The organism is Ohtaekwangia kribbensis (assembly GCF_042676245.1).
GTDB lineage: Bacteria > Bacteroidota > Bacteroidia > Cytophagales > Cyclobacteriaceae > Ohtaekwangia > Ohtaekwangia kribbensis.
In genome coordinates this window covers 284172-298397 of sequence record NZ_JBHTKA010000004.1, presented here as the reverse complement: position 1 = coordinate 298397, position 14226 = coordinate 284172, and the positions used below count along the sequence as shown (strand labels likewise).

Below are 14226 nucleotides of genomic sequence, written 5' to 3'. Positions count from 1 at the left end.
CCCCGGAATTATTTTTTCGAAGAATGAGACAACTGTGGTTCTTCCATAAAACAATAACTTCCTGCATGCACAGGAAGTTATTGGTAAGGATGTTTTATTTATTAAAATTTCCCTCGCGCGAATTCATCATCGTCATCTTCTTCTTCGCCTGGTCGCGGCAGGGTAAACATACTGCTGAGCAAATCTTTAAATTGAAGACCTGCTGTTAAATTATGTTTGCTGATGAGACTATATTCTGCCAGTCCGTGCAAAGCAAACTCCATCATGAATAGCTTAGTTGCTGCATCCTGGTTTTTATGAAATTCATTTACCAGCTCCGATAGACCCGGAACAGATTTCAACGCTTTCTCAAATTCATTCTGCTGCATGTTGTGAAGCAGGTCTACGGTGTTGCCTTCACCAAACCAGTCGGCTACCTTTTTGTAGGGACTTTTTTCCTTCTGTTTTCTGAACTTGTCAGGATCCGGGAAGTAATTTAAGAATTGAGTACGCAAGGCTTTACCAATCAGGTTTTGTGCTACGATGCCGGGCCCTTCCTGTTCGCCTTCGTATACCAGTTCTACTTTACCGGTTATAGCGGGTACTACACCAATAAAGTCTGCAACACGAATCGCGGTGTTCTTCTCCTGGTTAATGATGGTTCTGCGCTCGGCAGCCGCCACCAGGTTTTCATACGCAGATATAGTGAGGCGTGCAGATACTCCACTCTTGGCATCTACATATTCACTCTTGCGCGCTTCAAAGGCAATCTGTTCGATTAGGTCTTTTGCGATTTCATTTACCGTTACAGCACTGCGTTGCTCTTCTTTGAGACGCGCTTCCTGTTGAGTAATGCGTTTGCCTATATCCAGAGTTTTTGGATAGTGTGTAATGATCTGGCTGTCGATACGGTCTTTCAACGGAGTGACTATGCTTCCGCGGTTGGTATAGTCTTCCGGGTTGGCCGTGAATACAAATTGTATATCCAGCGGCATGCGCAGTTTAAAACCGCGAATCTGGATGTCGCCTTCCTGTAAAATGTTAAAGAGCGCAACCTGGATGCGCGCCTGCAGGTCGGGCAATTCATTAATAACAAATATACTTCGGTTCGAGCGCGGTATTAATCCGAAGTGTATCACACGCTCATCTGAATAGGGTAGCTTTAATGTCGCTGCTTTTATAGGATCAACATCACCAATCAGGTCAGCAATGGAAACGTCAGGTGTTGCCAGTTTTTCAGTATAACGTTCATCACGATGCAGCCATGCTATGGGGGTAGAATCGCCCAGTTCCTGAACCTTGTCTCTGCCGTAGCGAGATATAGGTTCCAGCGGGTCATCGTTCAGTTCAGAGCCTTCTATATACGGTATATATTCATCCAGCAGTTTTACCATGAGGCGCGCCAATCTCGTTTTGGCCTGTCCGCGTAAACCGAGCAGGTTAACATCGTGGCCGGCCAGTATAGCACGTTCCAGATCGGGGATTACGGTTTCTTCGTAGCCCCATATACCTTCAAATACAGTTTCCTTATTGCGGAGTCTTTTGATCAGATTTTCGCGAAGCTCTTCTTTTGTTGAGCGCGTTCTATAGCCAGTCTTCTTTAGTTCTCCGAGGGTTTTTACAGATGTATGATGCATAGTATATGTAATTCTAAAAAGGGATTAGCCGAAACTATATATCGGCAGTTGATTATAAATTCTTGGTTCTGTTTTTTTTGAAATCTTCAAAGACGAGATTTCCCAGACCTTCCAGGCTGCTATAGTAGGCATTGCCATTGTTGGCCTTCGTAAATTCGCGCACAAATGATTTCAGGTAAGGGTCTGTGGCTATCATAAAAGTAGTAACGGGTATTTTTAATTTTCTGAGTTGCCCGGCCAGGTTTAGTGTCGTGCTCAAAATTTTCTGATCAAGTCCGAAAGCATTCTTGTAATACTTTATACCTTGTTTGATACACGTTGGCTTTCCATCCGTGATCATGAAGATCTGCTTGTTGGCATTCTTGCGTCTGCGCAAAATATCCATCGCCAGTTCAAGGCCTGCCACAGTGTTGGTGTGATACGGCCCAACCTGCAGGTATGGTAAATCTTTGATCTCGATCTGCCAGGCGTCATCACCAAACACCAATATATCAAGCGTATCTTTCGGATACTTCTTGGTGATAAGTTCTGCCAGCGCCATGGCTACTTTTTTGGCAGGCGTGATGCGATCTTCTCCATACAAAATCATGGAGTGCGATATATCGATCATGAGTACGGTGGAAGTTTGCGTTTTATACTCACTCTCCATCACTTCAAGATCTTCCTCCGTCATGAAGAAATTATCGAGACCGTGATTGATCTGCGCATTGCGTAGCGAATCCGTTACGGATATCTGTTCGAGTGTATCACCAAACTCATAATCGCGTCTTTCGGTGGTCTGTTCATCACCGCGGCCGCTGTGGGATGTATTATGTTCTCCCTGTTTTGTCTTTTTTAGTTTACCAAATATCTCTTCCAGTGCCGACTGACGTAAGTTTTGCTCGCTCTTGGCTTTGAGCTTAAACTCACCACGCGGACCTTCATCGGTGATGTAGCCGTTTCGTTTTAAGTCTTCTATAAAATCACCAATGCCGTATTTATCATTGGTTAAACCGTATTGCCTGTCAACTTCCGTGAGCCACTGAAGGGCTTCAGAAACATTTCCTGAGGTGATCAGGATGAGTTGCATGAAAACCTTGAGCAGTTTTTCGAAGTCGCTTTTACCGGAATCCGGTGGGGGCGCGTATTTTGAGAATCTGTATCCGAGCATATCTGACTGAGTATACTTCTCTAAACCATTAATTTCGGGTTTCTGTTTCGGCTTCAAAATTTAATTTTCCAAAAGATTCACCGTATATGTAAGAATTCTGCGGGAATCGAAAAGTGCCGTTAAACCGACTTATATACCTTTGAACAACATTTAATCCTGACTGTATGAAAAAATCTGTAGCAGCATTCACGGTTCTGGCTATCGTTCTTTCTTCCTGTGGTTTCCATACGTGCCCTACGTATGCGAAGAAGACTCAGAAGAAAGAGGTTGTAAAAGTTACAAAAGAAACTCGCATTTAACGCTTATACCTTTACCTGATCATTTACCTAAACAAATAAAGAAGCCATCCTGTAATCCGGGATGGCTATTTATTTTTTTAGCGATTACGTTATGAAGGACGTTTATCGCGCATCGTACCATATATATAGTCCCAGAACGGAGATGATACGCCAAACACAACCTCTCCATCTTTATAGTGATGTACACTGTGGTTTATCCATAACACTTTAAAGAAATTTTTAGGTGGCTGATAAGCATGCACCATATAGTGTACCGATAAGTAAGCTGCATAGCCTACCAAAAATCCGGGTAGGAATGCGAAAACAAAATCGCCAATCACCAGTCTTAAAAGCAATAGCAATACTGTTGCTATAGTAATGCTTAACAGCGGAGGCATTGCCAGCCGGTCTTTGTCTTTCGGAAATTCGTGGTGTACACCATGCAATGTATACTGTAGCTTTTCACGAAGCTTGGTGTAGGTTTGCATGTGAAAAAGGTGGCGGTGTGTTATATACTCCACCCATGTAAACGTTACTACACCCAAGGCAAATAACCCTACCGTTGTAATAGCATTGAGCGATGTGTTGGCAATACTCCAGTATAACAGGACAGATGAGTACAGAAAGAATATAGTAAGCGGAACTGATATATGTGTGCGAGACAACTTCTCGAGTATAGGATTTTTAAAAAGCTGTTTTGTTCCTTTGTTCTTAGGTAGTACCTCTGCTTCCATACCGTTAGTCAACTTTTTGTGCGAAATTATAACCACAGAATTCTCGTACAAATATATTTAACGGTTATACTGTGGATTTTGCTGCGGATTTCACCAGTATTTTTTGATAGTAGTTTTCATATACCGGCAATATTTTGCTGATATCAAATTCTTGTGCCCGCTTCAATGCGTTCTCTTTAAAGCGTGGAAGGTTGGCAGGATCGAGGACAAAAAGAGATTTACGTGTCATATCTTCCACATCTCCCACAGGACTCATAAATCCGGTAACGCCTTGTACGTTCAGTTCCGGCAGACCTCCCGTGTTGGTGGATATAACCGGTACTTCACAAGCCATTGCTTCAAGTGCTGCCAAACCGAAGCTCTCTTTTTCAGAAGGCATCAGGAAGAGATCAGCTACTGATAACACTTCTTCTACGGCTTCAAGTTTTCCGAGGAAACGTATATCGTCACATATACCCAGCTCGCGACACATCTTCTCGGCATGATTACGTTCGGGACCATCGCCTATCATTAACAACTTTGCGGGTATCTCTCTGCGTACATTGGCAAAAATCTGTATAACATCGGGTATACGTTTAACTTTGCGGAAGTTGGAGGTATGTACAATGAGCGATTCACCGTTGGGACAGATTGCTTTTTTGAAATGATCTTTCTTCTGCTTCTTGAATTTTTCAAGATCGATGAAGTTGGGAATAACTTCGATTTCATTTTGAATCTGAAAGTGTTGAAAAGTTTCGAGCTTGAGATCTTCAGATACAGCGGTTACTCCGTCTGACTGATTTATACTAAAGGTAACAACGGGCTCGTACGATGGATCTTTACCCACCAGGGTTATATCCGTACCGTGCAACGTAGTTACTACCGGTATATAGATCCCCTGCGAGCGTAATATCTGCTTGGCCATATAGGCTGCCGATGCGTGTGGTATAGCATAGTGTACGTGGAGCAGGTCCAGCTTTTCATTCTTTACTACACTTACCATTTTACTGGCCAATGCCAGTTCGTAGGGCTGAAACTCAAAGAGCGGGTATGAACGGAAATCGACTTCGTGGTAATAGAGGTTTTCATTCAGAAAATCTAACCGGGTTGGTTGCGAATAGGTTATGAAGTGAACTTTGTGACCTTCCTGTGCGAGCGCTTTTCCTAATTCCGTAGCTACTACGCCGCTTCCCCCGAAGGTAGGGTAACATACAATGCCAATTTTAATTTGTTCCACTGGTGGTTGGTTTTGTTACATGCATTAACCTTTTTCAGATACCGTAAGTTTCTTACATTTTGTTAATTTATTGTGAATGCACGCAATAATTGAAGATTGATTGGTAAATAACATCCTGTATACGCGATCGTATGTTGCTGGAGATTAGTCTCGTGTTACGATCGGGGTATACACGGTTCGACAAAAATATATAGACCAGGTCAAACTCCGGGTCTATCCACATACAGGTGCCGGTAAAGCCGGTGTGCCCGTAGGTTAGCGGAGATGCCGTTAGTGATGTAGGACTGTTCCATTCACTTTGCACGGGTCTGTCCCAACCGATAGCCCTGCGCCCTTTATACATCTTGGTCGCGAAGGTGCGTACGGTCTCCGGTTTATAGTATTGATATCCACCATATTCACCTTCCTGTAAAAGCATTTGGCCGAGCTTGGCAAGATCCAGCGCACTGCTAAAGAGCCCGGCATGGCCGCTTACACCACCCATCATGGCTGCGCGTTCATCATGCACGGTACCGGCTATTAATTTTTTACGGTATATCTTATCGAATTCAGTAGGTGCTATAGCTTGTACAGAAAGCTGATTGTCTGTCGGGTTGAAACGTGTCGTATAGGCACCGAGAGGTTCGTAAAAGTTCTGCGCAAGAAAATCATCCAGCGGTTGATTGAGTACACGTTCAGCTATATGCTGCATGATCATTAAGCCCAGGTCGCTATAGCGATAGGTATAGGGAGTGCGCGGGATTTTGTCTGCCATCTTCGACTGAATGATCCATGACCACACTGAATCCTTCATCGCCTGCGAACCATATAGGCCTGGAGCTACCGGGAAGGGATGCGCTGCATCGCGCTTGCGACTATAAAACTGCGGAAGAAACGTAGTGTCCTTCATTGTCTGCGGCCATAGCGGTATAAAGGGAGCAAGGCCTGCCTGGTGCGTAAGCATGTCAATGATGGTGATATCTTTCTTGTTGCTGTTGCGCAGCTCCGGTAAATAGAACGATGCTTTCTTGTTCAGGTCAATCAAGCCCTTCTCATACATAAACATGGTAGCCTGCAACGTTGCCGATACTTTGGTAAGCGAGGCCAGGTCATATATAGTGTTCTCTGTAACCGGTGTCTTCTTATCGTACGTTAAATACCCGAACGATTTATCATATATAACTTTTCCATGACGGGCTATCAGCACCTGGCATCCTGGTGTTGCCATATTGCGAATGGCTTCCTTGGCAATGCTGTCGATCTTGCTGAGTATACGGCTGTCCATGCCGGCATCTTCCGGAGTAGAATAGATGAGCCTGTTTATAGCAGGAACTATATTTCCGGTGCCACTTTGTAATTGGTCGCTTATCTTCATAGGCAACTGTGCATCGGCCGTGAGCCCTCCGAAAATTACCTGTGGCATAGCCTCCAGCATTTCCAACGTATTCGTATAGGCTGTTATTACAGTAGGATACTGTGCGGCTGTGCGAATAAATTCCTCATTGCCAAAATCGCATAAGATTATATCGTGCTTACGGAACAACTCCAATAATTTTTTTAAGTCAGCCAGCTTCTCCGATGCTGTTTGTGGATATATACCTATAATACACGTAAGCGGTTGTTTGCCGGCTGCCAGCGCTGTCAGTTCACTTTGCTGATGCAGCGCATAACGATCGGCATGTACATAGCGCGATACATAGTGAAACAGTTCATCAGGCTTCTGTGTGGTATCGCTGGTGATGTATATAAATTGTTTATTGTCCAATACCGATACCGGCAAAACGTTGTCACTGTTTTTTAAAACCGTTATAGCGGCCTGCTGTAATTTTTTATTGAGGAGGTATGCTTGTGGCGAGTTAAGCTTCAGTAAAAGATTATCAGTGTTGATGGTGTTTTTCTTCCACAGACCGGCATCGTATTTAGCAGCCAGAATTTTCTTTACACTGTTATTCAGTTGTTCTTCCAGTTGTTTATCTCTGCGTACCTGTCGTCTTATTTTTCGAATAGCAATGTTTATATCCTTTGGGTATAGAATTATATCGTTACCAGCTTGCAGTGCATACAGAGAAGCGAGTCCTTCGCTATTCTTTTCCTGTATAGGTGGTACGTTGCGCAGGTCTGCAAAGGCAAGGCCCTGGTAATTCATATTTTTCTTTACCCAGTTGCCTATAAACAATGACGACAGCATTTGTGATGAGAAATTGTTTTTACGCGCCAGGCTCATGTTGGTATAGAACAACGGCAAGTCAGTGCTGCCGGGAACAAAACCCGTCAACCGGTTTTCAAAAAGTTTACGGAAAGTATATACCTGGGCGGTGTCAACGGTAGGTTGAATAACGGGCCAGGCTTTTTGTACATCCGTTACAGTTATACTCTGCACCGGGAAATTCTTCACACACGCCAGCACCTGTTGATCCGTCATGCCTTTCATAAAAGCGATGGCCTTGCTGGTGATGCGATATTTATTTTCTCCGAAAGACTGATAGCGAAGTGTAGTAGAGGCATTCAATTCTACCGTAGGAGCAAAGCTCAGATTTACACCCACCATCTTTAATTGCTGCGCTATAGCTTTGCCGAGTTCATACAACAGCGAGTCGTTTCGTATTGCACCCAATACGAGGGGCGAAGGGTATGTAACCGTGCTATCTATACTCATGCCGAGGCCACCTTCAGCATCTTGCGAAACAAAGAGTGGTATATCGGTTTGCTCCTGGAATGTGCGCACCTGGTTGGCGAGTTGTAACGGATTACCCCCGGTAAGGATAATTCCGCCTACTTGTTCGTTTTTTACTTTTGAGCGAACTTCGTTCAGTGCGGCAGCATCGCCTTGTATGGGTACGGGCAGCATAAACAACTGGCCGATCTTTCGATTGGTGTTCAGTGCATTGAACACACTATCCACCCATGCTTCGCGACTAAGCTGGGCAAATGTTGAAACGAAACAAAATAAAAGCGTACACAGACTGAGAGTCTTCTTTATCATCCGGTTATAGAAGTTTAAAAAATGGAGGGATAAGCCAACTTTCGTGAGCGAAGTTAATGGTTAAATTTTTAACGGTAAATTCTGTGCAACATTTCACCGGACAGATATAAAAATCTGGCGAATCCTTTTATAAAATTTACCACCTTTGCAATTCCACAATTTGCAAGATTGCGTTCATGCCCGACATCATTCAGCTATTACCCGATTCCATTGCAAACCAGATTGCTGCTGGTGAGGTTGTGCAGCGTCCGGCATCTGCTGTAAAAGAATTGATGGAAAACTCCATTGATGCCGGGGCAAAAAATATCAAGCTCATTATTAAAGAAGCCGGCAAAACTTTGTTACAGGTTATTGATGACGGCATTGGTATGTCGGAAACCGATGCACGTATGAGCCTGGAGCGGCACGCAACTTCCAAGATCCGAAAGGCTGAAGATCTTTTTGAACTGTATACCATGGGCTTTCGTGGTGAAGCACTTGCTTCCATCGCGGCCGTAGCGCAGGTTGAATTAAAGACGCGGCCCGCAGACCAGGAGTTGGGAACATGTATAGTGGTAGAAGGATCGGATATAAAAAAACAGGAGCCCGTTGCCTGCGAGAAGGGAACAAGCATCAGTGTTAAAAATCTTTTCTATAATATACCGGCTCGCAGAAATTTCCTGAAGTCGAACCCGGTCGAGTTAAAGCACATCATTGATGAGTTTCAACGGCTGGCATTGGCGCATCCGGAAATTACATTCTCGTTTATTCAGAACGATGAGCAGGTATATGATCTACCGGCTACCAAGCTGAGTCAGCGGGTAGTGAATCTTTTCGGAAAGTCATACAAGGAGCAACTCGCTACCTGCCAGGAAGAAACCGAAACGGTAAAGGTAACGGGATATGTAGGCAAGCCAGACTTTGCCCGCAAAACCAGGGGCGAACAATTTTTGTTTGTCAATCGCAGGTTCATCCGCAGTAATTATTTGAACCATGCGGTGATGAATGCTTTTGAAGGATTGATTGCCGAGAACAGTTTTCCGTTTTATGTGCTCTTCATCGAAATCGATCCGAAGCATATAGACGTTAACGTTCATCCTACCAAAACCGAAATCAAGTTTGATGACGAACGCGCGGTATATGCTGTAGTGCGCGCTGCCGTGCGACAGGCCATTGGCTCACACAACTTAACACCGGCTATAGATTTTAATGCCGATGTTAACTTTATTTCGAAGCTGAACAATGCCAACAGCCAGTCGAAGCAGGTTTACTTTGAAGAACGTTTCAGCACAGCCTTGCATCGCTCGAATAGTGAGAACTGGGAGAAGCTATACGAAGCTCCGGAAGCAAAGCCTGTGGTGATAAAACAACAGGACGTAATTGAAACACCGGGCGTGCAGACGCTGCGTTTTGAAAGTGCAATAAATCAATCAACCCCTGCGACTGCATCAGAAGAGAAGGCTTTGTTCCAACTTCATGCACGATACATCGTTAAACAGGTGCGGTCTGGCATGATGATTATAGATCAACAGGCTGCTCATGAACGTATACTATTTGAAAAGTTTTTGAACCAGCTTAAGAATAAATCCGGACAAAGTCAGCAAAGTTTATTTCCGCAGGCCATTACATTCAGTGCTGCCGATTTTGCGTTAGCGCTGGAGATGCAGCAGGAGATTGAAGCGCTGGGATTCCGGTTCGATGTGTTTGGCAAAAACACATTGGTAGTAAATGGTGTGCCGGCCAACGTGCAGGCCGGTAATGAAAAAGAATTGTTCGAGGGATTGATCGAGCAGTTTAAAGTAAACCAGTCGGAGCTCGCATTACCGCTGCAGGAAAACCTGGCGCGTGCGTTGGCGAGACGTGCTTCGATTAAAACCGGACAGCCGCTGGTGCGCGAAGAAATGCAGGCGCTGGTAGATAGTTTGTTTGCGTGTTCAACATCGAACTATTCACCGGATGGTAAACCGGCATTTTTTATTTTTGAATTGAATAAAATAGAAAGTTATTTTCGATAACCCTGAAATAGGAAACGGGGTACTACAGGATTAATTAAGATATACTATATGCTCAGACTCACACCGGTTGTTAGAAGTATCATTATTATAAATGTTATTGTATTCATAGGAGAACTGATTGCCCCTAAAATGAATTTTGGCGATTGCTTTGGAGGCGGCATGGGATACGATGTACAGAATGACATCATAACAGGATTCTTGTCGATGTGGAACACTCGCACAGATTGTTTCAAACCTTATCAGCTCTTTACCTATATGTTTGTGCATGGTGGCTTTATGCATATATTTTTTAATATGCTGACACTCGCATTTATGGGACCAATGCTGGAATCGGTTTGGGGAACCAAACGCTTCACCATGTTTTATATGGTTACAGGCATTGGTGCCGGAGTATTTAATATCATCGTAGATCGATACCTGGGTGTAGGTACCTATGGTATAATGTTGGGTGCCTCAGGAGCGATTTATGGTGTACTCATGGGATTTGGTATGATGTTTCCGAATATGGAGATCATGCTGCTGATACCGCCTATACCGATTAAGGCAAAGTATCTGGTTGTACTATTAGGCGGCATGAATTTCTTTATGGATAAAAGTGGAAACGTAGCGCACTTCGCTCACCTGGGAGGCGTGATCTTTGCATTCCTGCTCATAACAGCCTGGCGAAAACGAGGTGACTTGAGTTGATGGAGCAGGGTATAATAATTTCGAGATTTGCGATAACAGCAGCAGTATATGTTTGACGAATTTAAGAACGCGTTTAACCGGTATAACAATGCCCACGTACAGTTGATCATTATCAACGTTGTGGTGTTTTTGGTAATGGCGGTGATTACCGTAGTTGCTACTATAAGTCAGTTTCCTGAAATAGCAGACTGGCTACACCGGCAGGTGGCGATTCCGGCTCCGTTCATGGCATATATCGTAAAGCCCTGGACGATTATTACTTATGCATTTGTGCATGATCTGGGAGATATATTTCATATACTCTTTAATATGCTGTTCCTGTATTGGTTCGGTAAATTGTTTGTAGAATACCTGGGCAGCGACAAGCTTGTGGCTGTATACGTTCTGGGTGCGCTCGCGGGTGGTATAGCGTATCTGCTGGTATATAACTTTATTCCTTTCTTCGTGGAGCGATCTCCATTGCTGGGAATGATCGGCGCATCGGCAGCAGTATATGCCATTGTTGCAGCGACTGCTACCTTGTTGCCTGACTATACTTTCTTCCTGTTGTTTCTCGGACCGGTGCGGATTAAATATATAGCCGCATTCTATATTGTAGCTTCTTTCGTAGGAACCATTTCATCAAACGCTGGCGGAAATATAGCCCACCTCGGTGGAGCGCTTATCGGCTTCGTATATATCAAACAACTGCAAGCGGGCTCGAACTGGGGAAGCTGGATCACAGCAACGATCGATTTTTTTAAAGGACTATTCAAGCCGCGCCTCAAAGTAAAGGTGTCGTACCGTAACGAAAATACAGCTGGTAAATCTTCAGCTCAGCCCAAGGGATCCTCTATTTCACAGGCGGAGATCGATGCTATACTGGATAAAATTTCAGATGGCGGCTATGAGAGTTTAACCAAAGAGGAAAAGGATAAACTCTTCAACGCCAGCAAAAAACAATAGTCATTAGCGCATAATCAGTGCGTTGGCCACCCATTGGTAGATAAGTACACCGAAGATAAATACGTTGGCCAGTGTTCCGGTATTGCCTGTTACGATAAACTCATACATGGCACCAATACCAACCAGGGCTAACCCGATGGTATAAATAACAAGTATAGTTCGCGAGCTCTGCTTCTTGGCGTTGTACATAGACGATAGCGGAATCATCATCGCTATACCATAAATGCCGAGCATAACAAACAGCGCACCACCGGTAAACAATGCAGCAATAAAACCGATTACACTTAATCCGAAGGCTATACCTACAAAATTAGAGGACTCTGTTTCGTCTTTTGTAAGTGCATAGCGACCGTATACATTCAGTCGTAGAAATAGATTGGATAGCGGGGTGATAACCCATGTAGAGATAGCGAATGCTGTATAAAGGTATATGATCGGGTATAGAAAAACTCCGAGCTGCGGATTGTTTTCGGCAGCACCTCGTAATACACGTACGCCTATATATAGGCCTATAATAATCGCCCACTGCGCCTGTCCCTTGAAATTCGAAATCCAGAATGCATACTTCAGGAAGATGCGATAAAACCAGTAGCGCGCTTTCAAGCCTTCTACAAGGCCGGCTTTAGCATAGCTATAGTTAGGATTGATTTTCAGTGCTTCGCGAAAATGTTCGAGTGCTTTTTTATGATCACCCTTTTCAAGCAGGCTCCAGCCGAGGTTGGTGTGCGTTAATTCATTCTCCGGATTTTTATTTAACGCTTCCTGTATCGTTGAATACGCTTCGTCTTTTTTATCGAGTTTGTATAGAGCGGTGGAGCGTGTGTTGAGACACTGCAAATTATCCGGATCACTTTCGAGTCCTTTGTTTGCATACTCGAGCGCTTCGTTCCATTCTTTCTGGTTGATTTTAATGGCTGCGAGTAGCCCGAAGTAATCAGCGTTGTGCGGATCGTATGCTATAGCATTGCGGATAAATTTCTCAGCCTCTTTCATGTTGTCGGCTTTGAAATAAAACAACGACTGCAGGTATAGCAGATAATCATTATCAGGTTCGCGACTGATGGCATTCTGAATTACCTGGAGTGCTTCCTGCTGTTTATCAAGTTCTGATAAACATATAGCGAACAGTGCCAACGCAAGCGTGTTGTTCGGTTCGCTTGCGAGTACAGATCGAAGTTCAGCTTCAGCATCTTTATAGCGTTGCTGGTTAACAAGCTGTTGCGCTCTTTCCAATTGCGGATTAATCATTTCTTGATTTTTAAATACTCCAGAATTTCATCGTACAGACCTGAATCATTTGCATACAACGCATAGTTACGAGCTGTATTAAACCATTCTTTGGTTGATGGCTTAACTTGTTTGAGTGACGCGAGCAGATCTTTGGTGCGTATAGGCTGGGGGATACCTTTTTCAAAAGACTCTCTCAGTTTTTCTTCGATTGCTATATCTATTACTGCGCGCAAATCCGCTCCTGAAAAATCAGCGGTTTGTTTAGCCAACGCAGCGTAGTCAACATTGTCAAGCGGCTTATCTTTCAGTAATATTTTCAGAATGGAATCTCTTCCTTCTACATCAGGTGGCTGTACAAAAATGATCCGATCAAATCTGCCTGGTCTTCTGAACGCACCATCGAGATGCCACGGTGCATTGGTAGCACCGAGTATAAGAACGCCATCGTTAGAGGCATCGAGTCCGTCCATCTCGGTAAGAAACTGGTTGATAAGTGTCTTGCTCGAAGAGTGTCGCATATCCGAGCGACTTGCACCCAGTGCATCAATCTCATCAAAGAATAAAACGCAGGGAGTTCTTCTTCGCGCCAGTTCAAAAATCTGGTGAAGTTTGCTTTCACTCTGTCCCATCCACATATCGAGCACATCGTGTATACCCACCGATATAAAGCTGGCATTGATCTGCCCGGCAGTAGCACGCGCCAGGTGAGTTTTACCACATCCGGGAGGGCCATATAGTAATATACCTCCGCCAACCTTTTTGCCATACGCTTTGTATAGCTCCGGGTGCAGCATGGGTTGTATGATCTTTATCTTGATCTCTTCCTTTACTTTGTTCATGCCGCCCACATCATCAAAATTTATAGTGGGGCGCTCCATGTTACGTACTTCTCGTTCTATAGAATCAAGAAGTTCTTCTACTTCTCCCTGCGGAGCTGTAGAAGGTTTTCGCAGGTGCTGATCGAGTTCTTCATCCAGCAACGAAGGATTTAACTGCAGCGCCTGTTTATAGTAATCCATAGCTTTGTTGCGTTCGTCATTTCGTAGCAGCGAACGACTCAGCAGCATCAGCAGGCTTACATCATTAGGCTTTAACTCAATGAGATCTTCCAGTATAACAATGGCTGTGGAGTATTTCTGCTGGGCAAAGTAAATTTTAGCAAGACCTGATTTGGCCTGTATATTTTGTGGCTCGGCTTCGAGTACAATTTTATACTCGGCTTCTGCCTCTTGCATCAGATTATTGTTTAGCAGGGCTTCTGCCAGGGTTAAACGTAAAGGTATATTTTGTGGAGAGAGTTTAAGGGCTTCCCGTAAATTCTGAATGAGTTCTTCCTGCATATATGAGCACAATTTGACTGAAAGATGCAAAGATTGATCAGCTCGCGCAATACACTATATGGAATATAACATTT

At 44.1% G+C, this 14226-nt stretch carries 11 protein-coding genes; 4 read left to right on the top strand and 7 right to left on the bottom strand.

Annotated elements, in window-relative coordinates; translation table 11 throughout:
- Positions 1-101 precede the first annotated feature (101 nt).
- Both ACFQ21_RS14490 and ACFQ21_RS14485 read right to left on the bottom strand, forming a co-directional pair.
- A complete protein-coding gene (locus ACFQ21_RS14490; protein ID WP_377579971.1) occupies positions 102-1616 on the bottom strand; it encodes a magnesium chelatase in 1515 nt (504 codons plus the stop codon).
- Between the two features lie 52 nt (positions 1617-1668).
- Entirely contained in the window at positions 1669-2766 is a 1098-nt protein-coding gene (locus ACFQ21_RS14485) for a vWA domain-containing protein (RefSeq protein WP_377579970.1), read from the bottom strand.
- A gap of 164 nt (positions 2767-2930) precedes the next feature.
- Between ACFQ21_RS14485 and ACFQ21_RS14480 the strand changes: the two genes are divergently transcribed.
- Entirely contained in the window at positions 2931-3065 is a 135-nt protein-coding gene (locus ACFQ21_RS14480; protein WP_377579968.1) for a hypothetical protein, read from the top strand.
- 89 nt (positions 3066-3154) lie between these two features.
- Here the strand turns inward: ACFQ21_RS14480 and ACFQ21_RS14475 are convergent, their stop codons facing one another.
- The 3 genes from ACFQ21_RS14475 to ACFQ21_RS14465 all read right to left on the bottom strand — a co-directional run bounded on the left by ACFQ21_RS14475 (position 3155) and on the right by ACFQ21_RS14465 (position 7956).
- The gene (locus ACFQ21_RS14475) at positions 3155-3778 is read right to left on the bottom strand and encodes a sterol desaturase family protein (RefSeq protein ID WP_377579967.1); all 624 of its coding nucleotides are present in this window, start codon (positions 3776-3778) and stop codon (positions 3155-3157) included.
- Positions 3779-3842: 64 nt separating this feature from the next.
- Positions 3843-4985: an N-acetyl-alpha-D-glucosaminyl L-malate synthase BshA gene (bshA, locus tag ACFQ21_RS14470; RefSeq protein WP_377580141.1), complete on the bottom strand. Its 1143-nt coding sequence runs from the start codon at positions 4983-4985 to the stop codon at positions 3843-3845.
- 76 nt (positions 4986-5061) lie between these two features.
- The gene (locus ACFQ21_RS14465) at positions 5062-7956 is read right to left on the bottom strand and encodes a serine hydrolase (protein ID WP_377579966.1); all 2895 of its coding nucleotides are present in this window, start codon (positions 7954-7956) and stop codon (positions 5062-5064) included.
- Between the two features lie 176 nt (positions 7957-8132).
- On the opposite strand from ACFQ21_RS14465, the gene mutL reads away from it, so the two are divergent.
- The 3 genes from mutL to ACFQ21_RS14450 are packed head-to-tail and all read left to right on the top strand — an operon-like array spanning position 8133 to position 11582.
- Positions 8133-9950 carry a DNA mismatch repair endonuclease MutL gene (gene mutL / locus ACFQ21_RS14460; RefSeq protein WP_377579964.1) on the top strand — a complete coding sequence of 606 codons (1818 nt, stop codon included), beginning with the start codon at positions 8133-8135 and terminating at the stop codon, positions 9948-9950.
- Positions 9951-9998: 48 nt separating this feature from the next.
- Positions 9999-10637 carry a rhomboid family intramembrane serine protease gene (locus tag ACFQ21_RS14455; protein ID WP_377579963.1) on the top strand — a complete coding sequence of 213 codons (639 nt, stop codon included), beginning with the start codon at positions 9999-10001 and terminating at the stop codon, positions 10635-10637.
- Between the two features lie 48 nt (positions 10638-10685).
- A complete protein-coding gene (locus ACFQ21_RS14450) occupies positions 10686-11582 on the top strand; it encodes a rhomboid family intramembrane serine protease (protein ID WP_377579961.1) in 897 nt (298 codons plus the stop codon).
- A 3-nt stretch (positions 11583-11585) separates the two neighbouring features.
- On the opposite strand, the gene ACFQ21_RS14445 is transcribed toward ACFQ21_RS14450, so the two are convergent.
- Positions 11586-12830, bottom strand: coding sequence for a tetratricopeptide repeat protein (locus ACFQ21_RS14445; RefSeq protein WP_377579960.1), 1245 nt, complete (start codon positions 12828-12830; stop codon positions 11586-11588).
- The gene (locus ACFQ21_RS14440) at positions 12827-14152 is read right to left on the bottom strand and encodes an AAA family ATPase (RefSeq protein WP_377579958.1); all 1326 of its coding nucleotides are present in this window, start codon (positions 14150-14152) and stop codon (positions 12827-12829) included. The genes ACFQ21_RS14445 and ACFQ21_RS14440 overlap by 4 nt, the downstream gene beginning before the upstream one ends.
- Positions 14153-14226: the final 74 nt, after the last annotated feature.